General features: G+C 36.6%; 22 protein-coding genes. All 22 read right to left on the bottom strand.

Annotated features, from left to right (window positions below; translation table 11 throughout):
* Positions 1–3: 3 nt before the first annotated feature.
* Positions 4–1170: a nucleotide sugar dehydrogenase gene (locus tag L1272_RS15005; protein ID WP_235373763.1), complete on the bottom strand. Its 1167-nt coding sequence runs from the start codon at positions 1168–1170 to the stop codon at positions 4–6.
* A gap of 74 nt (positions 1171–1244) precedes the next feature.
* Positions 1245–3212, bottom strand: a complete 1968-nt coding sequence (locus L1272_RS15000) for a polysaccharide biosynthesis protein (protein ID WP_235373762.1) — start codon at positions 3210–3212, stop codon at positions 1245–1247.
* A gap of 192 nt (positions 3213–3404) precedes the next feature.
* On the bottom strand, positions 3405–3953 hold the full coding sequence (locus L1272_RS14995; protein WP_235373761.1) for a sugar transferase: 549 nt from the start codon (positions 3951–3953) through the stop codon (positions 3405–3407).
* 23 nt (positions 3954–3976) lie between these two features.
* On the bottom strand, positions 3977–4906 hold the full coding sequence (locus tag L1272_RS14990; protein ID WP_235373760.1) for a UDP-glucose 4-epimerase family protein: 930 nt from the start codon (positions 4904–4906) through the stop codon (positions 3977–3979).
* Positions 4903–6045 (bottom strand): glycosyltransferase family 4 protein, encoded by a 1143-nt coding sequence (locus tag L1272_RS14985; RefSeq protein ID WP_235373759.1) that lies wholly within the window; start codon positions 6043–6045, stop codon positions 4903–4905. The genes L1272_RS14990 and L1272_RS14985 overlap by 4 nt, the downstream gene beginning before the upstream one ends.
* Positions 6042–7163, bottom strand: a complete 1122-nt coding sequence (locus L1272_RS14980; RefSeq protein WP_235373758.1) for a glycosyltransferase — start codon at positions 7161–7163, stop codon at positions 6042–6044. The genes L1272_RS14985 and L1272_RS14980 overlap by 4 nt, the downstream gene beginning before the upstream one ends.
* A gap of 35 nt (positions 7164–7198) precedes the next feature.
* Positions 7199–8182, bottom strand: a complete 984-nt coding sequence (locus tag L1272_RS14975; protein WP_235373757.1) for an EpsG family protein — start codon at positions 8180–8182, stop codon at positions 7199–7201.
* Positions 8183–8195: 13 nt separating this feature from the next.
* Positions 8196–9287, bottom strand: a complete 1092-nt coding sequence (locus tag L1272_RS14970) for a glycosyltransferase (RefSeq protein WP_235373756.1) — start codon at positions 9285–9287, stop codon at positions 8196–8198.
* Complete coding sequence (locus L1272_RS14965) at positions 9280–10779, bottom strand: hypothetical protein (protein ID WP_235373755.1); 1500 nt, start codon at positions 10777–10779, stop codon at positions 9280–9282. Before L1272_RS14965 ends, L1272_RS14970 begins: the two co-directional genes overlap by 8 nt.
* A gap of 451 nt (positions 10780–11230) precedes the next feature.
* Entirely contained in the window at positions 11231–12307 is a 1077-nt protein-coding gene (locus L1272_RS14960) for a hypothetical protein (RefSeq protein WP_235373754.1), read from the bottom strand.
* The gene (locus L1272_RS14955) at positions 12304–13548 is read right to left on the bottom strand and encodes an O-antigen translocase (protein WP_235373753.1); all 1245 of its coding nucleotides are present in this window, start codon (positions 13546–13548) and stop codon (positions 12304–12306) included. The genes L1272_RS14960 and L1272_RS14955 overlap by 4 nt, the downstream gene beginning before the upstream one ends.
* Positions 13545–14645, bottom strand: coding sequence for a DegT/DnrJ/EryC1/StrS family aminotransferase (locus L1272_RS14950; protein ID WP_235373752.1), 1101 nt, complete (start codon positions 14643–14645; stop codon positions 13545–13547). Before L1272_RS14950 ends, L1272_RS14955 begins: the two co-directional genes overlap by 4 nt.
* On the bottom strand, positions 14642–15091 hold the full coding sequence (locus L1272_RS14945) for an acyltransferase (protein ID WP_235373751.1): 450 nt from the start codon (positions 15089–15091) through the stop codon (positions 14642–14644). The genes L1272_RS14950 and L1272_RS14945 overlap by 4 nt, the downstream gene beginning before the upstream one ends.
* On the bottom strand, positions 15081–15488 hold the full coding sequence (locus tag L1272_RS14940; protein WP_235373750.1) for a sugar 3,4-ketoisomerase: 408 nt from the start codon (positions 15486–15488) through the stop codon (positions 15081–15083). Before L1272_RS14940 ends, L1272_RS14945 begins: the two co-directional genes overlap by 11 nt.
* On the bottom strand, positions 15485–16366 hold the full coding sequence (gene rfbA / locus L1272_RS14935; protein ID WP_235373749.1) for a glucose-1-phosphate thymidylyltransferase RfbA: 882 nt from the start codon (positions 16364–16366) through the stop codon (positions 15485–15487). Before rfbA ends, L1272_RS14940 begins: the two co-directional genes overlap by 4 nt.
* A 14-nt stretch (positions 16367–16380) precedes the next feature.
* Entirely contained in the window at positions 16381–17448 is a 1068-nt protein-coding gene (gene rfbB / locus L1272_RS14930) for a dTDP-glucose 4,6-dehydratase (RefSeq protein WP_235373748.1), read from the bottom strand.
* A gap of 103 nt (positions 17449–17551) precedes the next feature.
* Entirely contained in the window at positions 17552–19807 is a 2256-nt protein-coding gene (locus tag L1272_RS14925; RefSeq protein WP_235373747.1) for a polysaccharide biosynthesis tyrosine autokinase, read from the bottom strand.
* A gap of 14 nt (positions 19808–19821) precedes the next feature.
* Positions 19822–20256, bottom strand: a complete 435-nt coding sequence (locus L1272_RS14920) for a low molecular weight protein-tyrosine-phosphatase (protein WP_235373746.1) — start codon at positions 20254–20256, stop codon at positions 19822–19824.
* An 11-nt stretch (positions 20257–20267) separates the two neighbouring features.
* Positions 20268–21386, bottom strand: a complete 1119-nt coding sequence (locus L1272_RS14915; RefSeq protein WP_235373745.1) for a polysaccharide export protein — start codon at positions 21384–21386, stop codon at positions 20268–20270.
* A 1084-nt stretch (positions 21387–22470) separates the two neighbouring features.
* Positions 22471–22956 (bottom strand): transcription/translation regulatory transformer protein RfaH, encoded by a 486-nt coding sequence (gene rfaH, locus L1272_RS14910; protein ID WP_235373744.1) that lies wholly within the window; start codon positions 22954–22956, stop codon positions 22471–22473.
* Between the two features lie 261 nt (positions 22957–23217).
* Positions 23218–23970 (bottom strand): glycosyltransferase family 2 protein, encoded by a 753-nt coding sequence (locus L1272_RS14905; protein WP_235373743.1) that lies wholly within the window; start codon positions 23968–23970, stop codon positions 23218–23220.
* 20 nt (positions 23971–23990) lie between these two features.
* Positions 23991–24625: hypothetical protein (locus L1272_RS14900; RefSeq protein ID WP_235373742.1), on the bottom strand; the 635-nt coding region annotated here is incomplete at its 5' end.

Raw genomic sequence — 24625 nt, 5'->3', positions numbered from 1 at the left:
TCCTTAATCACTACCGAATAAATCGCGTGTATAAACTTTATCTGCTACGTCTTGCAGCTCTTCTGCCATACGGTTAGAAATAATTACATCAGCAGTTTGTTTAAGTTCATCTATTGATTTAATGACACGAGAATTAAAGAATGAATCTTCTGTAAGGCTTGGTTCATAAATAACAACCTCAATGCCTTTTGCCTTAATACGCTTCATTACACCTTGAATGGCAGAAGCTCTAAAGTTATCTGAGCCCGACTTCATCACTAAACGGTAAATACCAACCACTTTAGGGTTGCGAGCAATAATTGAGTTAGCAATAAAGTCTTTACGCGTTGTATTGGCATCTACAATTGCGCGGATCATATTGTTCGGCACATCTTCGTAATTGGCCAATAACTGCTTGGTATCTTTTGGTAAGCAGTAACCACCATAACCAAACGATGGGTTGTTATAGTGTTTACCAATACGCGGGTCTAAACCAACACCTTGAATAATTTGTTTTGCATCTAGGCCATGGCTCTCTGCGTAACTGTCTAGCTCGTTAAAGTATGCAACACGCATTGCAAGGTAAGTATTAGAGAACAGTTTAATAGCTTCTGCTTCGGTAGAGTCTGTAAACAATACCTCAATGTCTTGTTTTATAGCACCTTGCGCTAATAAATCAGCAAAAACTTGTGCACGGTCACTTTGCTCACCCACGATAATACGTGACGGGTGCAAGTTATCGTATAGAGCTTTACCTTCGCGCAAAAACTCAGGCGAAAAAATAATATTATCAGTGCCAAACTTTTCTTTAACTGATTTGGTATAACCAACCGGCACGGTAGACTTAATCACCATAGTTGCAGCAGGGTTGATTGCTAATACATCGGCAATGACAGACTCAACAGAACGAGTATTAAAGTAATTTGTTTCTGGGTCATAGTCTGTTGGGGTAGCAATTACTACGAACTCAGCATCAGCTAATGCCAGTGTTTTATCTGTTGTAGCGGTAAAATTCAGTGATTTATTTTGCAAAAAATCACTAATTTCAACATCAACAATCGGTGACTGTTTATCTTTTAAAAGCGCAACTTTGTTTTCGTCTATATCGAGTGCAACAACTTGGTTATGTTGCGCTAGTAACATTGCGTTCGACAGGCCAACATAACCTGTACCAACTACTGCAATTTTCATTAATTCTCATCCTTTTCTAAATTATGCTCTAAAATTTAAAAACTAACTTCAGGTGCTGTAATTAACTTACTTTGTTAGCTTTTTAAATTTACAACCTTGCCATGATCTTTAAAGTCATTGCCTGATAATATGTCAGCCTTTTGCTTAACATTCCAAACTAAATCACAAATACCATCAGTTGGGTTAAAGCCAGTAGGTGCATCAAGCAAAAGCTGCCTAATAATCTCATGCTCAAAGTTATGGCACGCAATATCAAGCGCCTCTAAAAATACATTAAGCTCTGCCAGGGGTAACATTACTTCATTGGCTGTCATAATACGCTCGTGCGATGTCTCGCCAACGTTATCGCCTATAAGTAACTCTTCGTATAGCTTTTCGCCTGGACGCAGGCCTGTGCATGTAATTTCAATATCACCATGTGGGTTATTTTTGTCTTTTATCTCAAAGCCCGATAAACGAATCATTTTACTTGCTAGGTCTTTTATTTTAACTGACTCGCCCATGTCGAGTACAAACACATCACCACCTTTACCCATAGCACCAGCTTGTATAACAAGTTGAGCAGCCTCTGGTATGGTCATAAAAAAGCGAGTGATATCTTGGTGGGTTAACGTTATAGGGCCGCCTTCGCGTATTTGCCTACGGAATAGTGGCACAACAGAACCACTAGAGCCTAATACATTACCAAACCGTACCATACAAAAGCGGGTATGGTGGCTTTTACCTTTATTTTGTGCCAAGCCCTGCAAGCATAGCTCTGCCATGCGTTTTGTAGCCCCCATTACGTTTGTAGGGCGCACTGCTTTATCAGTAGATATAAGTACAAATGTTTCAACTTTAGCATTTACTGCTGCTTTGGCTGCATAGTAAGTACCAAACACGTTGTTACGTACCCCTTCAACAACGTTATGCTCAACAAGGGGAACATGTTTATATGCAGCTGCGTGGTAAACAGTTTGTACGCCAAACGCCATCATCACCGTTTCTAAGCGGTTAATACGCTGCACAGACCCCATAATAGGTATTAACTCAACTTGCAGCTGGTTAGATTGAATATATTCGCAAAGCTCTTTTTCGATTGAATACAAGCCAAATTCATTAACTTCAAATAAAACAAGTTTAGACGGCTTTTGCTTTACAATCTGCCTACAAAGCTCAGAGCCAATTGAGCCACCTGCACCTGTTACCATAACCACTTTATCTTTAATATTTGCGGCCATTAGGTCAGGCTTTGGCGCAACAGGATCACGCCCTAACAAATCTTCGACTTCAACATCTCTAAACTCAGAAAGTTTAGCTTTACCTTCAACAACATCAGCCATTCCTGGTATAGAAAGCACTTTAATAGAGAGAGGCTCTAATTGCGATAAAATCTCTTTGCGGCGCGCTCTACTTTCGCTTGGTAATGCTAATAAAACTTTTTTAGCCCTACCTTTGTTAACCAACTCATAAATTTCATTAAAAGCAAGTACGGGTATACCCTGAATAATCGAGCCTTGTTTTGAAATATCATCGTCTATAAAAGCCCGTACATAGTACTCAGGGCCAGTACCTAGTGCTGTAGCAAGCTGCCTACCCGCAGAGCCAGCGCCATAAATAATAACAGACTCTTTATTGGTGGTAGTTAACTTACCAATCATAGCCCTTACTAAAATTCTTGAGCCACCTACAGTAAGCAAGCATAACCAGGCAAATATAAACGGCATGGTACGGGGGATTTCTACGCCAATAAAAAATGCGAACATCACAAGTGCAATAGTGGTTATAAGCGTACCTAGCACTATTGCCCACAATGCTTGTGCGTTCATATAACGCAATACAGCGCGATATAAACCAAGGTTTATAAATGCAAACAAGCTAGTAGGTACAAGCAATGCAAGTAACATCCAGTTATCAAGCTTACTTAAGGGGGCTAAACTGTCTAGCCTAACAATTAAAGCTAACCAAAAGGCTGAAACAATAAATATTGAGTCAATAAACAGTGTAATAGTGCGTTTTGTCGCACGTGGTGAATTTAAGATAGAGCGAATAATATTATCCACAACAAGTTCCCTGTCTTGTTTTTGTCAATAAGATACCAATCGAAGCTTACAGCGAGCTTAACGATTGTTAAATTTTCATGAATTATAGCCGAACTAAATCAATCTAGCCACAACTCTAATACATTATCATTACTATTTGATTTTAAATAAGATTTAAAATCAAAGCTAGCACACTTCCTTTGTACTAAGCTTTTACTTAACTCTATCGCCACTGCCGCTGCCAGTTACAGTCATTAAAATATATTTAAAGTAATTTGCTAAGTTAAGAGTATCGATCATCTCACGATCTGTTTTTGCAAGTAACTCTGGAGTCGACATATCAATTTCGTTAACTTGAGCAAGGCCGGTAATACCAGGGCGCACAGTAAATACATTTTTAGCATCGCGAGCAGCTGTAAGCTCTTGTTGGTTAAATAACCCTGGGCGCGGACCAACTAGGCTCATTTCGCCTTTAAGTACATTCCATAATTGCGGGAGTTCGTCTAGCTTAGTCTTTCGTAAAAAACCACCAAAGGGTGTGATTGAGGCTGTACTTGCTAAATGGCTAGCAACTGAAGCTGTATCAACTTTCATTGTTCTAAATTTAACAAGAGTGAACGGTTTTTTGTTACGCCCTACCCGTTCTTGCGTAAATATGGGTGAACCGGTATCAAATAAACCAATAACAAATAATATAACCAGAAAAGGGAAAGCTATAAGCAAGCCAAATAATGCGAATAAAAAGTCTAATAAGCGTATCATTTTATAAATCCGTTAGTTTTTTGTTAAGTGCGTTTAGCAGCAAGCTTAAAGCCATGCTCAACAGAGTAAGGGGGAGACCAGTTAAGCGTATTTTGTGTATGTGCTATATCTAATTGCAGTGAGCCTGTAAGCCTATCAATTACATCTTGTTTACCCAATAACTTTCCAGCTAATTTAAAACACCACACAGGCACGGGTATAGTTAAATTAGGTTTCCCTTGTACTTTAGCCATTAACGAAACCATTTCAGCTGTCGATAAATCGTGAGCATCACTAGCTAAAAATATTTGATCCGCAGCATTTGGGTGCTCTATACACACTTGAATTAAATCTACCAAATTATAAACCGACACCAAACTGCGTTTATTTTTGTTAATTAATCTAAACGGTAGTGGCAAACCTTTACCAACTAATTTCATTAATGAGGCAAAGTTAGCTTTGACCCCCTCACCATAAACAAGCGGTGGTCGAATAATAACAATCTCCATACTTGTTTGCTCACCAAGCTCTAATAGCTGCTGCTCTGCTTCAGCTTTTGAAATACCGTAAGGGTCTTCTGGTGCAGGCAAATGAGCTGAAGAAAATGGATGCTTATTTGTTGTGCTCTCACCGTTTACTTTTATAGAGCTCACGAAAATAAAACGCTTAACTCCCGCTTTTGCAGCTTGCTTAGCTAAGTTCAGTGTTCCAAGAGTATTAATAGTTCTAAATTCTTTGAGTGGATCTCTCGAAGTATCATCCATAATATGAACTCGTGCAGCACTATGTATTAAAACATCAACAGAACGTAACGCATTTTGCAAACTTAAGCTTTGCGTATCAGATAAATCAAAAAAATTAAAATGGGGATAACTTAGCGGCGCTTTACGACCTAAAAGTAAAACATCATCGGGGACGAGTGTTTTCAACAGTTCATTACCAACAAACCCTGTATAACCAGTTAAAGCAATCATTGGTTATTCCTTGCTAATAATGCATCATAAATTTCTAAATGTTTATCAACAACGCTATTAACATCAAACTCTTGCTCTGCAAATTTACGAGCTTTCAGCCCCATATTAGACCTTAGCTTTGTATCTTCAATTAAGCAAATTAATGCTTCAGCTAGCTTCTCTGAATCTCGCACAGGCACAGCCAAGCCAGTTTCACCTTCAATAATAGCATCTCTACAACCGGGGTTATCGGTTGTTACAATAGCTCGACCGCATGCAGCCGCTTCAATTAAAACTTTTGGAACCCCTTCACCGTAGAAAGATGGTAAGCACACAATACTGCTACTAGAAAAGACATCGGGGATATCATTTCTGTGCCCTAGATAGTTGATGACTCCTTCTTTAACCCAAGAGTCAATTTCTGTTTGCATTACAGAGTTAGGGTTATCTAGATCTGGTGTACCAATTAGTAAAAACTCAACATCAAAGTGAGTCTTTTTGACTAATCTTGCCGCTTCAATGTATTGATATACACCTTTTTCTTTTAGTAAGCGGCATGCCATAGCAATCTTTAGTGGTGGAGTTTGGTTCTCTGGTTCAAATCTATAAACAGATAGATCCGCACCTGATCCTTTAATTAAAGTTTTATCAGTGCTATTAAGCTTAGCAACTCGGGTTAGTATTGCCTCATCAGATGTATTTTGAAAAATAACAGTTTTAAACTTTTGTGAAAGAGCAACCTTGTAAAAGGCGGAGGCTATCAATTTTGTCACTTTCGCTCTAAGTGTATTTGCAGTGAATACATAACCGAGGCCAGAAATTGCCGCTACAAAAGGAATATCTTTCTTAACAGCTTTCAAGGCCAGACCCGTATAAAGCACCGGCTTTATAGTAATTGCATGTATTAGATTAGGCTTAAGATCTTCGATAACTCGTTTAATGGCTTTAATCGTGCTTAATTCAGAACTTACTCTTCCACCACTGCGGTTAAATGGAATATCGACAACATTAAAACCTAGAGATTTTAATTCAGCTTTATGCTCAGTAAAGCGGCTCGCAATGGTGACATCGTAGCCTTGTTTAAGAGCTTTGATAGCTATTGGAAGTCTATGAGACATAAAAAACCAGTCAACGTTCACAATAATTAATATCGTTCTCACACTCCACCCTTTAAAATAAGTGACATATATTTTGAAAAACTATCATCTTGGGCCAATTCTTTAACTCTTGATAAAGCTAATGCACTTAGCTTATCTTTGCTTAAAATGTTTGACTCTAAAGCGACTAATATACCTATAATTGAAGGAATACTACCGACAGGAAACGTGACTCCAAACTGGCGTATATCATAACACTGTTCAGAATAAATGACTTCACCTAAGATTTCTTTTGGACCTGTTTTGCAATCGCTATGAACAACTGGTAACCCTCTACCCATAGCTTCTATCAATGCATTTGGAAACCCCTCAGATTCTGAACAGCTCAAGTATACATCAGAAGCATCAAGAATATCGGATGGCTTGTTTAGCCAACCATGAAACACAAATTGGCTTGAGAGTTTTTTTTGTTTAACTCTTAATTTGAAGTCTTCGAGCAACTCTCCTTCTCCGACACAATGGAAGACAACTTTGTCTTTCAAACACTCTGCGACTTCTAACAAATCAAAATAACGCTTACTTTTATGGAACCTGCCAACAAGACAAATGTTTAAAACTTCATCCGTGGATTTTCGTGGCTTTTTTTTATCAACAATTTCGACTGAAATTGGGTTGTATATAACTTCAGAGTTCTTTGCAGAAATATTAAAAAGATTTATATATTCATCACGCATTTCATGACTTTTAAATATATTCACAGTACCTTTTTTAAGTAGTAAAGAGCAAAAAAAGTAATGGAAAGTTCTAACCTTGCCTTTTTTAAACTTTGAATTAAAAGAAACACAATGAACTAATTGAGACTCATACTTAAAAAGAATAGAGCACAAAACATTTATATAATTTGCCCAGAACAAATGACTTTGAACAACTTTGGGCTTAGTTTTCCAGCATAAGAAAAAAAATTTCAAGAAATATATTGGCAACTTTAAATAGCCAATAGTATCCCTATTACTCAAAAACTTCACATCAACTTTTGAGCTTATCTCATAGTCTATTTTGTTAATTAAGCTCACGACTTTAAAATCAACACTATTATCAGTGAGATAATTCGCTAAGTTCGAAAAAACACGTTCAGCCCCACCAACTCCCAAACTATTAATTAACATTATTTTCTTTGACACTTAACACCTTCCGAGCTCAAAATTTATTACTCAACTTAATAATTACTTATACCCCAACCAAACCAAGGCTGACCTAGCCTAGGTAACCAGTTTAGAAAGAAATATAGTGTATACACTGTTATAAACAAAAGCTTTTTCCACTTTTTCAGCTCTAAAGAAGAGAGCAAAATAATTAACAAAACACTCTCTAAAACTCTACCTGTAACAGGTAGAGTGAAATATGTTGCAAGATATAAAAGAATAAAAAATAAAGAGTAAGAATTACGAGTTACAAAATCTTTGCCTTGTGACAAGTACAAAAAGAACACACCGGACCAAAAAACAAAACCAAAACCGCTTATATTAGCCGAAACTTCAGCGTATCTCTCAGCTTGCCGAGCTCCAAAAGTACTTGCTATAACTAAGCCAAATATTGCAATAAGAATACCTACTACAACATAAATAAGGTTTTTAATTCCATTAGACACTCTAATACGAGATAAAAAATCAACTAAAAACATTCCAAACCCTACAATAATGAACGAGGTATGGACTAGGGCAGCCAAACAAAGGAAGAACAATTTCGATTTACTATTGTTGGAAAACCACCCTACCAAAAACAGAGCTATAGCTAAGCCTTGTCTTAAATGAATGACATTGTTCTTTAAAACTTGAGGCAAAAAAAGAAATAGTAATAGTAAAAGCAAAAACTTCGGCTCAAAATTAGCCAAAACCAAATAAAACGTTATAAACGTTGAAAAAAATATTATGATCCTTACAGTATTTTCTGCCGAGAAAACACTAGACAAGAACAGATTTACAAAAAGCCAAAATGGTTCGTTGAAAAGAAAAGATATCAATCCATTATTAAATCTAGATGATAATATTTCGGAAGAAAACGAAGAGTAAACTAAGTAATTATTTCTATCAACAAGCTGTTCTATAGGCAAGTAGCATAATATGAAAGCAAAGACCAATGCAAATAATAAGCAAAAGATACGATATAAGAAAAAACCATCTAAAGTATTGTTATTTATCATAAAAAACCAAAAACTAACATTTATCTATTAACTTTTCCCATTGTTGAATAATCACATCTTTTGAAAAGGGTGCTGATGTATCAATAATATCTTTTGATAAAAATGGATTATCTAGGGTTTTAGAAATAGCGGAAGCCATTAACTCAATATTTTGAAACTCAATTAAATATCCATTTACCTTATTTATTACTATTTCAGAAGGACCACTTTTACAATCAAAAGATATCACAGGTGTACCAAGTGAAATAGATTCTATAAGTACATTAGGGAATCCTTCATATAAGGATGTTAAAAGTGTAGCTTTCGCATTACGATAATATTTTGCAATATTAGAGTTAAACCCTTCAAAATCTACTTTGTCTGCTACTTTTAATTCTGTAGAAAGAGCTTTTAACTCGGCCTCTAAACTACCTGTACCAACAATTTTCAATCTCAATTTAGGATAGTTTTTACTCACAATCGAAAACGATTGTAGAGCATAATGAAAGGCCTTCTGCTTCTCTAAACGGCCAACGCATAATATAAATTCACTTTCAGAAGAAAGCTCATCTGACTTTCTTTCTGATAGAGTGCTATTTACTGGATTGTAAATAACACAGCTTTTAGATCTGACACTGGGAATGACCGATGCTAAGTCATCCTGCATAGATTCACACTGATTAACTATATAGTCCGCCTTTTGATATATTTTACGCATAAGAAAATATAAGACTTTATGGCGAACTCCACCTCCATGATGTAACATTTTTTCAGAAAGAGAGTTAATATTTCTGGCTATTAAGCTGAAATTTAAGCGGGTAAGAGTGCGAATTAATATTAAAATAACCGCCAATTCATAATTAAATACTACAACTCTATCACTTTCATTTTTTTTAAGATATTTATAAATTTTAAATGGCGAATAACGCGCATTGAGTACGTCGAGGCTTATTAGTTTTATTTCATTATTAAGTTCGTTTTTATATACCTCACGATCTAGGTGTAAGACAACAAGTGTAACACTCCAGCCTTTATCAGCTAAACCATTTGCAATATTAACACAAACTCTCTCCGCACCACCGCCAGCAAGAGAGCTAATAAAGAAAGTTATGTTTTTATTATCCATTCAGGTATTTACACCTATTTTTCCACATTGAAAGTAAATATAACCTATAAATCAAGCGACAGGATAACTGGGAATATTTTTTCTCTTGATTCATTGTGCTTTTCAATCGAACTAATACTTTATTTGCTTCTTTAGTATCCCATAAAGAGCAATTGTTAATTTCATCAAGCATTAAATCCCAATTATTGTTCACGATTGCTTTGGTGTCATAAGACCAGCCCATTTTGCCTATTTCATCAGAGTCAATATTGATTTTTTCTTTTAATAAATCTCTTAAAATAAGCTTATTTTTAAAAGTTTCACGATCGAATAAGTACTCTTCTGGCATAGCAGCAAAATATTCTGCGACCCGTTTACTTGCAAAGGGGAGTACTATTTTTGCACCTAGGTAATCTGAAAAGTTAAATAGTTTACGAATCATTTTTTCGCTAATTACACGTGTAGAGTAAATATCAGATTTAAAATAAAATAAATCCCAGCTATTTCTCAAGTTAGACTCATTTCTCCAGTACGCATAAGTTGATACTGTTTTAGGGAATACTTTCCGGCTATCTTTTAAAGAAAATCCAGATTGGCCAAACCATTCAGCTGGTGTTCTAAGTAATGAACTATATTTATTTTCTGAATCTATAAGCTTTCTAAAAAAAGAAAGCTTTGAGGTGTAATTACTGACTTTTACTTTTAAGTTATCTTCAGCCGAAGGTGGGCTAATCATATGGCTGTCGTTGCCATCACCAAAAATTATATTGGCATTAAATAGTTCCGGTAGTTGCTTTGCATATAAAGGATAAGCAAGACATAAGTTATCTACGCAAGGAAATGGTGCTTTAGTAAAATACTCTTCAATGTATTTTAGGTGCTCATTATTTAACTCATCAACTTCGTTTAATACTTGATGTGAAAAACCCAATTGTTTAGCAATGCTTTTACTAATTTGGCTCTCATCTAAATTACCCTTAGAGCAATGTGTAACCAATGTGATTTGATCTTGTAGGCCAGCTTCGGCAAGCGCAATGGCAATGCTATTACTGTCCTTACCTGCACTATGAAAGAGAAACGTTTTTTTACTTATATCTAATTTACTTACTGTTTCTTCTGCTAAGAGTTTTACAATATCATCAAGATTAGGTTTTTTGTAAGTTTCAAAGTCTTCTCTTCTATTGGCCATAAAAGGGAATTCATGGCTGAAATCTATAACAATCTCATTATTTATAGTGCTTATTTCCGCTGTATCACCTATCCCAACAATAAATACACCTTCATAAGCAGTCATCGGCGGCGGGATTACACTACTTTGTAGCAAAAAAGAGATACCTTCATCTGACACTTTTAGAGGCTTTGTAACTCTTGCATCTTCGAATAGCTCTGTTATCAAGTTAGAGTAAAGCAAGGTCTTTTTATCTTCAGATAAATATATGTATAGTGGTATCTCACCAGCTAGATCAGACGAAAGCTTTAAACGCGGGTTACCAAGGCTGTATTTATCAATCATTATATGACCCTTTCAAGATCTCTAAATTAAAATCACTTTTCATTTAATGCTCTAAAATCTTCAAACTGCGTCCTTCTAGGATGCTTTTTATAATATTTCATATTAAACCTGTCAGCAGTTCTTGAAAGTACATATATAACCCGATTGTACTTAAGATTGCGTCTAGGCATTTCGATATTTTTTAAACTATCTAGTGACTCTTGACACGATTCATTTATAAACTGCTCAATGCAATTTACATGTTTGGTTTTTCGTAAAATACTTTAGAATTTTCAATAGCTAAAAAATCCATTTTCTCCATGAAAATTAAGATAAAACCAACCTACCCGTAATTAATTGAAGTTTTTATGAAGGTAATCCCTAACTCTTATAATGGTATTCATTCTAAAAGTATTCAATCAATTTTATGTCTTCATGCTTAATACTTGCGAATAATTACGTTAAAATCTGGTTAGTATTTATTCCAAGTCTCTAAATATTTGCATGCAACCTGCTTATAGTCATGAAGGGCCTCTGTAAAATTTCTAGACTCAACTCCCATATTAAAAATTTCATTTTTATTTTTAACCAACCATTCAAGTTGTTGGTATATATTTTCAACATCAGGTTTAATAGGTAATAAAGGCGACTTGCTTAAATTAAACTCACGAAGAAACTCTGGCTCTCCACCACCTACAACAACTTTACCCATGGCTAGGTTATATACACCATTAACACCAACCGAAACCGAATATGCTTGATCTATAACAACATTAACTTTTTCTAAAAAAGATAAGTACTCTTCTAAAGGCATTCGCCCATCAATAATACATTTAACGTCATCGGGATAGTTCTGCTCAAGCTTCTCCATAGCTTTACTGATCAAGGGAGTTCCTTTCATGCCTTCTCTATTAAGCCCATGAAATAAAACTATCTTATCTCCAATTATATTTTCTTTGTATTGAATTTTTTCTATGTTCATCGGTATAGGTAATGTGGGACATAACTTAGGATAATTGATGTCTCTAAAACCTTGTGCATATTCAAACATTATAGGAATAACACCATTTATCCCCTCTAAAAAAAAGTCGTTGTAGTGTCTGCCTTTATCTGTTTGGCTCCACATATCTGGGTTTGTTTTTTTCACCTGTTGATATAATTGAGGATACTTAAATCTATTTTGTGAAAAATCAGCAATAGCTGATATTTTATTGGTAGCTCCAGCAGCAACTAAAAATATTTTTTTATTATTACGAAAAATAAACTTTACTATGGCTTGGTTTATACCCAAAAACTTAGGAAACAATACAGGGTCTATAAATTGAACAACATCATAACCTTTTAGCCTAGGTAAAACTTTAGCTAGGTTGATGAGGCTTTCGAGTTTTCCTAATAACCCCTTTCGACTCGTTCCTATTTTTAGGTCGCTGTTTATTTTTTTCCACCCATCACCTGAAGATGCAATCGTTACATCATGCCCTTGAGATAATAAACCTTCTTTTAGATTACTATGGAATGCACTAAACTCACCAAGCAGTAAAATCTTCATATAAATTCCTTCTTGGTTAATAAAAGGACTGTAACAAAATAAATCGAATAGCTCGTTGCAAAAGCATATGTCATTCCAATTAAGCCATACGAGTTAACCATAAATATTGAGATGAACACAAATATAACATTGAAAAGTACCTCTACAGCCATGTAGCTCTTAGCCATTGCTTTAGCAAGCATTAAATATGATAAAAGCCAAGCTGCTATTTTTATCACATCACCGACTAACTGCCATAAAAAGAGCTCTCGCATCGGTTTAAAGTCATCAGAAAATAATATATACACAATGAAGTCTTTAAGAAAGAAGATAGCAGCGGATACAAGCATTACAATTGGCAATATAATCCTGTAACCATTTAACAATTCACTTCTCAGTGCTTTTTTATCAGTAATTTCTGATAATTTAGGTAAAAAATAAACACCTAATGTTGTTGTCACAACCATGAGATACATTGTTGAAATATACCAAATGGCTTGCCAATAGCCAGCTTGCTCCCACCCTAGATTATCGACTAGGTAATTACGTATAACTAAATGACTAATAGGAATAGCTATTGCTGATGTTATAGCCATTAAGGCAAACCGCCTTAATTTAATTGCTATTGCTGTATTATAAACACCTTTAAGTAACCCTAAATTAATTACCTTGTGGTTTCTTAACTTCCAAATAATGTATAAAAATATAATAGATTGGTTAGTTACTAACGCTATTAAAGCACCCTTTAGACCAAAAAAGTATATTAAGACTGTTGTAAAAACCAAACTATACAAACTTTGCACTACATTGATTAATATTAATTGCTTTATTTCTTTTAACCCATTTAAAATAGCTAAAAGCAAAGAGTTCAAACTATAAAAAACAATCGTAAAACCAAATATTACAAATATAAATGCAAAGTTTTTATTAGTTAAAAACTCGCCTGACAAATAACCAGACAATAATATTAACGCTACTCCAACTATAATTGAACAAACAATAGTTATTTTTATTGCTGTAGCTAGCAAGGTAGTTAAATCTTCTTCATTTTTTGAATATTCAGCAGTGTATTTTACAACCCCTTTGTTTATAGCACCTTGTGAGGCAACCATAGCCAGCTGTGAAATGTTTTGAAATTGCCCTATAACAGCCAAGCCACTAGGACCTACAAATAATGAAATAGCCTTATTTATTACTAACCCTACAAAGAGCTTAATTACAGTTGCAATAAATGTTAACCCGGAGGTTTTAAGTAAATTCATTTAAAATGGTTTAAAACCTCAATAACGTGGTCAACTTCGTCTTTTTGCATAACGGGGCTCAGAGGTAAACTTATTACAGTTCGGTGTATCTCTTCAGTAAGCGGAAGCTCTATTTGATTGTAGTACTTATACGCCTCTTGCTTATGTGGTGGGAGAGGATAGTGAACTAGACTTTGTATACCATTAGCAGTTAAGTATTCTTGTAGTTTTTCACGTGAGTTTGTTCTAATCACAAATAAATGAAAAACATGTTCATTAATATCATCCCACGTTGGAAGAGATAATAGTGGGTTGTTGATCTGGTTTGAGTAAGCCTGTGCAACAGCTCTTCTACTGGCTGTTTCTGTATCTAGGTAGTTTAATTTCACCCTGAGCATAGCTGCTTGAATTTCATCTAAACGACTATTAACACCTTGGTATAGGTTTTCATATTTTTTATGTGAGCCATAATTACGTAATGCTCTTAGTGTTGTTGCTAACGCTTCGTCATTTGTTGTTACCGCGCCTGCATCGCCTAAAGCACCTAGGTTTTTCCCAGGATAAAAACTAAACCCAGCAGCATGTCCCCAATTACCACATTTTTTACCATTTATTTGTGCGCCGTGAGATTGTGCGCAATCTTCTAATACTAGTAAATCATATTCTTCAGCAATTCCCATTAACTCTGGCATAGGAGATATTAAACCGTACAAATGCACTGGTAAAATAGCTTTAGTTTTAGAAGTAATAGCAGCTTTAGTCTTCAGTGGGCATAAGTTATAAGTAGATTCATCAGGCTCAATAAGTACAGGAATTAAACCATTTTCTGTGATTGCTAATATACTAGCTATATAGGTATTTGCGGGGACTATTATTTCGTCTCCCTCCTTTAACTTACCCAGCTCTTTCCATGCTCTAAATGTTAGTGTTAGTGCATCAAGTCCATTTGCGATACCCACAGCGTATTTAGTACCGCAATATTGGGCAAATTCATTTTCGAATGCAACAAGTTCATTGCCCATTATGTACCAACCGGAGTCTATTACTCTTGAACAGGCTGCTTTAAGCTCTTGCTCGTACTGAGCATTAATTTTGGCTAAATCTAAAAATTTGATCACTTATTTATCTCTTTTGCGGGGTTTCCAACAACCGTTGTATTAGCAGGGACATCTTTAACGACCACACTACCAGCGCCTACCATAGCCCCTTCTCCAATAATAATACCTGGTAAAATAGTCGCGTTGGCACCAATTGAAGCACCTTTACAAACTTTAGTTTTAAGGAAATTGTCAGGGTAACACTTAGAGCGTGGGTTCAAATCGTTTGTAAATGTAACATTTGGGCCGATAAAAACGTTATCTTGAATTTCTATTCCATCCCATATTTGTACACCACTTTTTATAGTGACATTGTTACCTATAAATACATCATTCTCGATTAAACAGTGTGAGCAAATGTTACAGTTACTGCCTATAACTGCATTTGGTAATACAATACAGAATTGCCATACATTTGTATTTTCACCAATCTGTGTCGACTGTACATCACTCATTTTATGAATCATGATTAACGGCCTTTATAAACGCTTTATAATTGCGTATGTAGTCGCTTTCATCATAAATATCACTAGCCAGTACGAGTAAAACACAATCGTCAGAAAAATTGTGCATTTCATGCCAGACCATTTTATTAATTGTCACTGCTTTAGTAGGTGAATCAAGCAAGATAGTCTGTTTTTCCTGCCCGTTGTCTAGTAGCATTTCGCATTGCCCTTTAACACAAATTGCTATTTGCTCTAACTCTTTATGCGCATGAAATCCTCTAGAAACGCCTTGCTCTGACGCGTAAATATAATAAACACGCTCAATATTAAAGGGTACTTGTTTATTATTTTCTAAAACAACGAGCGAGCCGCGATCATCGCCTAAATTCGTTAATTCCATAAGCTCTGAGATAATCACTTTTTATTTCCTACTAAATCGATCAAGTATTCACCATAGCTATTTTTAGAAAGAGGTTTTGCCAATGATAAAATTTCCTCTTTGCTCAACCAGCCGTTATTAAATGCAATTTCTTCAAGGCACGCTATTTTGTAGCCTTGGCGTTTTTCAATGGTTTCGACAAAGTGAGCTGCTTCTAACAGGCTTTCATGTGTGCCTGTGTCTAACCAGGCAAAACCACGACCAAGCATTTCTACATTTAACTGCCCTTGTGTAAGATACATATCATTTAAGCAGGTTATTTCTAACTCACCACGGGCAGAAGGCTCAACTTTTTTAGCCATTTTTACAACAGAGTTGTCATAAAAGTACAACCCTGTTACTGCATAATTTGACTTTGGCTCTGCGGGTTTTTCTTCTATGGAAATAGCTTTAAGGTTTTCGTTGAATTCAACGACACCAAAGCGCTCAGGGTCTTTTACTTGATAGCCAAATACTGTCGCCCCTTGACCATTTTTTGCATTATTTACAGCTTGTTTGAGCTTTGGGGTGAAACCTTGGCCATAGAAAATATTATCGCCTAGTACTAAGCAAACATCGTCTTCAGCGATGAATTCTTCACCTAAAATAAAAGCCTGTGCAAGTCCATCAGGACTAGGTTGAACTGTATAATTAAGCTCTATGCCAAATTGTGAGCCATCGCCTAATAAGCGCTTAAAAGAGTCTAAATCTTCATCTGTTGTTATGATTAAAACCTCTCTAATACCAGCCAGCATTAACACCGAAAGTGGATAATAAATCATTGGTTTATCATAGATAGGAAGCAGCTGTTTAGAAACGCCCATGGTAATTGGGTATAAACGAGTACCTGATCCACCTGCTAAGATTATTCCTTTCACTAAATAACTCCTTTTTATAACTCGCCAAGGCGTTCGCGCTGATACGATCCGTCTTGAACATTTTTGCACCACTGCTGGTTTGATAAGTACCATTCAATTGTTTTACGTAGCCCTGTTTCAAATGTCTCTACAGGTTCCCAATTAAGTTCTTTACTCATTTTTGATGAGTCAATCGCATAGCGTCTGTCATGCCCAGGGCGATCTGTTACGTATATAATTTGCTCAGCGTACTTAGATTTTTTTGGTACTAGCGTATCTAAAATTTCACAAATAGTTTTCACTACTTCTAGGTTTTTCTTTTCATTATGACCGCCTATGTTATAGGTTTCTCCAACAATACCTTCGGTCACAACTTTATATAAAGCGCGCGCATGGTCTTCTACGTATAACCAGTCACGTATTTGGTCGCCTTTACCATAAATAGGCAACTTTTTTCCTTCTAGGGCATTGAGTATCACTAAAGGAATTAGCTTCTCAGGAAAATGGTAAGGCCCGTAATTATTTGAACAATTAGTGACAATTGTAGGAAAGCCATACGTGCGCAGCCATGCTCGAACTAAATGGTCACTCGACGCTTTACTTGCAGAATAAGGGCTACTTGGCGCGTAAGATGTTTCCTCAGTAAATAAAGGAAGCTCACCTTCTTGCTCATCTGGATGTGGAAGATCGCCATATACCTCATCCGTTGAAATATGATGAAACCTAAACGATTTTTTATCATTGCCATTTAATGAATTCCAGTATTCACGAGCTGCTTCTAATAAGGTATAAGTACCTACAATATTAGTTTGTATAAATTCGGCAGACCCAGTTATAGAGCGGTCGACATGGCTCTCAGCCGCTAAATGCATAACAGCATCAGGTTTATATTGCTTAAACACTCTGTTAATATTTTCTCGGTCACAAATATCTACCTTTTCAAATACATAACGATTGCTACTTTTAATAGACTCTAACGATTGTAAATTACCAGCATAGGTTAATTTATCTATATTAATAACAGAGTCGCAGGTGTTTTCAATTATGTGACGGATAACAGCAGAACCAATAAAACCCGCTCCACCTGTAACAAGAATTTTCACTATATATCCTTTTTAATTAAATGACTTCAATATAACTAAATGGAAAGCAACTAAGCTGCTTTAAATACTCGAAGATAATACGAAAAACTTAAACAACCGACACTTAATTTCCTGATTTATACTCATAGTTATAGTAACCATAATATCCATAGGCATTACTAGCCTTTTTAACTACACCGTTAAATACCACGCCTTTTACATCAATGCCATTTTGTTCAAAACGATTGCGTGTAAGCTCAATTTCGCGCGCATGATTTTGCCCAAAGCGCGTTACAAGTAAGGTAGTACCTGTATGAGCACTAACAATTGCAGGGTCTGTTACAGCTAAAATTGGTGGAGTATCAATTATTACAATGTCGTATTTATCTTTAACTTGATCGACCATCTTAGTAAAGTTGCGGTGCATTAGTAACTCAGACGGGTTTGGCGGTATTTGACCACGGGTAATAACATCTAAGTCTTGAACTTGTGATGTTTTAGTTACTTGCTCAAGCGTTAGTCGCCCCGATAATAAATCACTTAAGCCATCATCCCACTTCATGCCAAACTGGGTTTGTAAGTAACCTTTGCGCATATCAGCATCAATAATCAGTACCTTTTTACCACTTTGTGCCAGCACTGTTGCCAAGTTAACCGATATAAACGATTTACCAACGCCTGGGCTTGGGCCAGATATAGCAATAATATTATTTTTTGCCTCCATCATCGCAAAGTGTAAGCTTGTGCGTAAGCTACGTAGCGCCTCTATTGATAAATCAGCTGGGTTATCAACTGCGAGTATTGATTTTGGTTTATCTTTACTTTTACGGGCACGACTAAAACCGGTTAGTTTATCTTGGTAATCTGAGTAAGGTACGCTAGCATAAACAGGTAGGCCTAAGGCCTCAATTTCGTTAGGGTCTTCTACCCCTTTATGAATTGCCTTTTGGACAAGCACTATCGCCACTGCTAGCATACCGCCTAACAAGGTTGCCATTACCACAATTAATGCTTTTTTAGGTTTAACTGGCTTAGAGATATTTACCTCAGCATGGTCAATAATACGGACATTACCCACTGTACCTGCACGTACAATATCAAGCTCTTGTGTTTTACTTAATAATAGCGTGTAAATTTGGTTACTTACTTCAACGTCACGCTTTAAACGCAGTAACTCTTGTTGTGTTTCTGGCAGGTTGCCCACTTCACCCACTAAGTTTTGCTTTTGTTTCTGTACCGCTTCGATTTGCTCAAGTACACCTTGGTAGGTCGGGTGGCTTTCTTTAAATTTACGGCTTAGCTCTAAGCGCTTTAGCTCAAGCTCTTGTAGTTTAGTTTCAAGCTCTACTACTTGCTCAAGTACACCTTGAGTCTCTAATGTAATGTTGATTGATTGACGTTTAATTTGATAATCGTTAAAACGCTGCTCTGCATATTCAAGCTGCTTTTTAACTTCGGGTAGTTGTACTTCTAAAAACTCGAGTGATTTTTGCGCCTCAGCGCTGTTTCGCTCTACATTACGGCGCACATATATAGATGTTACTTTATCAAGCACTTTTTCGGCAAATTGTGTGCTTTCGCTTTGTAAACTCAAGTTAATAATCCCTGAGTCTTTACCTTTTTCTGTTGCCTCAATTGCGGTTTGCAAATTCAAAATTGTATTTAAGCGATCTTTACGTATTAGAGTAAATTCTGTACCTGCTCGAGCAATTAAACTGCGAATAGTTAAGTTAAATTTACCGTTAGTTAGCTCTTCTCCCACTTTACCTTGCAGAATTACTTCGTCTTCACCATTAATGAGGGTAAAACTTTTATTTTTATCAGTGCCTTCACCGGCAACGAGTGTAAAGCCAGCACCAATCGCTGAGCGTGGTACATCAAACCTAAATACATCAATGCTCTCACCACCCCAAGCATAACTGCTTGCACCCAAACTTGGGTCGGCTAAATCGCCTGCTTCTATTGGGGTAAATTTACGAAACGCTCTATTACCAATCACCGGGAATAATTTAGGTGCAGCGACTATATCAAGCTTTAAGGTATCAACGGCCTCGCCTATCACTGAGCGTGACTTAAGTAGCTCTATTTCGGTTACCGCAGCAGAGGTGCTTTCGAACATACCCGCCATATCATCAAAGCCTGGGACTGATGCGCCTCCATCTTCAACTTGGACCATAGCTGTTGCTTTGTACACTGGTGCTGTATAGATTGCATAAAAAACGCCCACAACCATAAATACTGCAGTGATGGCTGCAATAAAATACTTACGATCGATTAATGCGCCTAATAACGCCATTAAATCGATTTCTTGACTGGTTTGGTCTTGCGTTGTTCTATTTTGTTTATTGTTTTCTGCTAATGCAGTGGGCTGAGCATTCATGTACTAGCCTTTCCTTATAAATACTTTTGCCAAGCGCTACACGCGCTATCTATTAATGCGTAAACATGCTCAAAGGCTTCTTGACTTTGGCGGTAAGGATCGGGGATTTCTTTATCGCCAATCCATTTACCTAGTAAAAATGTTTTCCCGCGAGCTTGAGGGTAACGTGCGCACAAATCGTTAACATGGCGCTGCTCCATCACTAAAATAACGCTATTATTTGCCACCAAATTTGAGGTTATTTGCCTGCCTTGGTGCGCGCTCATATCAATATTATGTGAGTTGGCAATTTGCTTTGCTTGTTCATCAGCAGGTTTACCCTCAAGGGCAGTCAATCCTGCTGAAGAAACAACTACATTTTTACCTTCTAGCTTACTTTTTAAAACATATTCGGCAGTAGGGCTTCGGCATATATTACCTGCACAAACTACTAATACAGAATCAAACATACAGCCTACCTTTAGTTTGTGTTTGCAACGTCGTTGATTGAATCAACTGTACTTACTGATGGTAGTAATAAGCTAATTACACGATTCCAACGTGCAAGCGGCGCTGACGTTACATATACAATGTCGTGCGGTTCAAGTTCAAACTGTTCAGCAAGCACTAATGCAGCAACATTCTTAGCATGAAGTTGGTACACATCAGCAATTACACCATCAGTGTTTAAGTTGCGTTTGCGAAGAACAAACACGCCATTTGCATCTGCTGTATTTTCGTTTAAGCCACCAGCATCACTTAATGCTTGTGCTAAATTTAAACCATAGCGATTAACACCCACTGTACCAGCGCGTTTTACATCACCAAGTACAAACACTTTTTGCATATCGTTTCGGCTTACGTGCACAATATCGCCATGCTGCAATAAGCGGTTTTGCGAAATATCGCCATGGGCATAAAAATCATCTAACTTAATAATTTCTGTTTTATCACCGCGAGTAAATGTCACGGTGCGCCAGTCAGCACTTTCTGTTAGACCGCCAGCTTGGTTTAGAGCATCGATTAAAGTTAAAGGGATCTCTGTAACTGGTAATACACCTGGCTTGTTTACTTCGCCTGTTACATAAGCTTTTTGGCTTCTAAACCCAACCACTTTCACATCAACCTGTGGCTCTTCAATTACTCGGCTTAGGCGCTTTACAAGCTCTTTATGAACTTGTTGTACTGTTTTACCAGCGGCTTGAATATTAGGCGCGTATGCATAGGTAATTGTGCCATCTGCTTGAACACGAAAGCCATCAAACTCAGCTGTACGTTGCACTGCTGCTGGAATGGTTAACTCTGGGTGATCCCAAACACCAATTGTAAGTACATCACCTACACCTAATTTGTACTGATAATTAGATGTATCTATGCCATCTAAACTGGAAGGCGTGAAGTTTTTAACTTGAGATTGCTTTTGTTGATTTATTAAAGAAGAGTCAATGATTTGAATATTAACCTTTTCGAGTTCCTTCTCTACATTATCTACTTGTTCGCCCGACTCGATTCCTTCGAAATGGCTGCCGGGGATGATTGTACAGCCTGTCATTGCTAGTAACGCAAATGACGTCACAATTGTTTTACAGCTAAGCGCCATTGTTATTTCCCAAATAATTTTCTTAAAACGTCCAGTTTAAATAAAACCATATCTGTTTATTTTTTTGCTGCCTAATTAAAGCATGGCAACTAGATGTTCGCAAGACTGAGTGTTTAGTAAACGCTCACTTGTGACAGTTTTTTGCAAAATAGTTAATAAGTACTTCTTGGCTCATTCACTTAGTACTAGTCTAGAAGTCCTATTTGTATAAACGAGAATCTAAGAAGCTTTAACATAACAATTTGTATGTTGACTTCTAAGCTGCCTACTAATTAAGGCTTTATCACTAGTTTTCATTAGCACAAAGAGAAGTAAACGAGATTAAATGAGTAAGACAAAACTTCTTTGTTTACTCTTCAACGAAGCAGCTCATAGTCTCTTTGTGCGATTAAATGTCTTTGATGTAGGCGTGAAATTTATTTCGCGCGACATGTTCGCAGCAGTGCCGTGTTTGAGACGCGCCAAGCAAGCGTGACGCCTACGCCTTGTCTAGCCCTTCGGCATTCACCATTTTGTAGGCGTGAAATTTATATCGCGCGAAATGTTCGCAGCAGTGCCGTGTTTGAGACGCGCCAAGCAAGCGTGACGCCTACGTCTTGTCTAGCCCTTCGGGCACGCTTCCGTTCCAGTTCGTCGCAGAGCTCCTCTCGCTCCAACTTGAAAGCAAAACTATTTGCTTGTCTAGCCCTTCGGGCACGCTTCCGTTCCAGTTCGTCGCAGAGCTCCTCTCGCTCCAACTTGAAAGCAAAACTATTTGCTTGTCTAGCCCTTCGGGCACGCTTCCGCCCCTAGGTTGCAGTTCCTACGTACTGATTTTATTGTTATTTTTTCGTATGAAAGCATAAAGCCTACACTGTAGGAGGTGTTTTAACGCCGAACATTTAAAGCATGTTCACGGCTAAAGCCGTTCCTACGTATTACCCGTTCTATAAGAGGTGGTTTAACGCCGAACATTTTGAGTATGTTCACGGCTAAAGCCGTTCCTACGTATTACCCGTTCTGTAGGAGGTGTTTTAACGCCGAACACTTTGAATATGTTCACGGCTAAAGCCGTTCTTACATAAGCGTCGCGCTGGAGCACGACTTATAAACTGATTTCTTTATTTTCTACACTTACGCTTATTTGTTTATTCAGCAAATTAATGAGAAGTATGCTGCGCATATCGCCATCTGGCTCTTGGTAAATAGCCTGTACGTTTTTAAATGACTCTGTATTCAAATAAACAACATCCCCCGTTTTTGGTAACGCAGAAGTTATCTCACACATATCATTCATAGATTTGAGTTGAGCAATCAACTGTTCTGAGACAAGCTGAAATTGCTGGCCGTATGTTACAAAGCCACTTATGCCTCGAGTATTTTTTACCGCAGAAAAGTTACAGTTTTTCGTACATAACTTTATGAATATATAATTAGGGAAAAGAGGAGACGTACGAATTGATCGGCGACCTTTTACGATTCGCTCAATTTTATGTTCGGGAAAGAATACTTCAAAACCTTGGTTTTGAAGGTTAGTTTGAGCTCTTAGCTCTTGTTTTGATTTACAAAAAAGTAAGTACCAACTTTCCATAGTCACACCTGAAATGCTCATTTTCCCTAAAACCAACCCTAAAGGATTGGTTTTTATGAGCCGGCGATTATACGCAGAGAATTTAAGCGTGTCTATTACAAAATTGTTATTACCCTTTACGAGAACAAACCACTAATTTATAGATTTATAATTTTTTCATTTTTTAGCAATGTCTTTTCAAGCTGAATAAGCTTTTCATTGGCAATGATTGCTTGAGCGGGCCTGATGTCACCCACTAATAACTTGCTTCCTAAAGCAGCTTTATTGACGGTGTTTGCTAAATCCTTTGAGTGCATAAACACTAAAGGTAAACATAGCTCTAAAAAAGTTAAGCTTTGCTACATCTCTATAAAACCGCCATTGATATGAAAGTATCTTAATTTTATTAGCGCTCATTCCAACCCCTACACGGTAATATGCAAGAGGTTCTTTTAGGCAATAAGCTGCGGGTGTTTCTTTGAGAATATCTAACCATAAGCCCATATCTTGCCGCTTACGAATTAATGGCATATATTTTTTGCCTAGTTTTTCTGCATCATACATAGCAGTTAAGCAACCAATTACATTACTGTACATTAATTTGCTATATGTCGTGCTTTTAGGAGGGTGTACAACTGTAGAAACTTTACCGTTAGAAAACTTTTGGTAACTTGTATATGTAAATGCGTAGTTGTTCTTCGTTGCAAAAGCGACTTGTTTTTCTAACTTTTCAGGTAACCACAAATCATCCGCATCTAAGAATGCAATATATTTCCCTTTAGCATTCATAATAGAATTATTTCTAGCTGCTCCTGCTCCTTGGTTTTGTGGCTGAATAAATAACTTAACCCTAGAATCAGAGTCTGCATATTTTTTAGCAATAGCAACTGTATCATCTGTCGAACAATCATCTGTTATTAATAACTCCCAATTATTGTAAGTTTGAGCTATTACTGAATTAATGCTCTCAGCTAAATAGCTTTCTGCATTGTAGGTCGGCATGATCACCGAGACTAACGCCTTTTCTTCTACCATAAAACTTCATTAGCCTTTTACTATTTTGTCATTTTACTTTTTATATACAACAATATCGGAGTTAGCCTTAACTTTTCACATATTAAAAAAATCATTAACTCTCTTGGCAGTAGCCCTATACTCTGTGATAGTTCAAAAGACTCTACTGGAAAACAATTACTTATCCTACTTTTCAACAGCTTATACCTTTTTATTTCACAGCCATAAACACAGGATATAAAGTTTAGCTTTGCGAATGATAAATAATTAAAAAGGTTAAAAACCTGCTTTCTTGAATGTTGAATGTTTAGACTAATCAATTCGTTTTTAAAGTTAAGGATAGATTCTTCTGTCATATTTTTTTGTAATTTTTTTGAAGAGTTTGATGCAGATGACATACTATTGTTTCTTATTCTATAAAAATAAACTGCATTAGCAACCAGCCCTGAGCGAATGCTATTTATAAAGTGAAAGTTAGTTAAGAATAGCTCACCCTTTTCATACTGATAGCTATTTTCAACTAAAAGTTCTCGCTTATACAATCTGCACCAAGTGGCGTAAGGTAAAGTGAGTAATGATGTCATATTTTTATCTGAAAAAATAATATCTTTTGAATAGTTTTTAGCCTTTGAGTTATTTATAGGGTTTCCGTCATCATCTACCAAGGATACATTAG

Source organism: Pseudoalteromonas sp. PAST1, from assembly GCF_021532515.1.
GTDB lineage: Bacteria > Pseudomonadota > Gammaproteobacteria > Enterobacterales > Alteromonadaceae > Pseudoalteromonas > Pseudoalteromonas simplex.
This window is presented reverse-complemented; position numbering and strand designations above follow the sequence as displayed.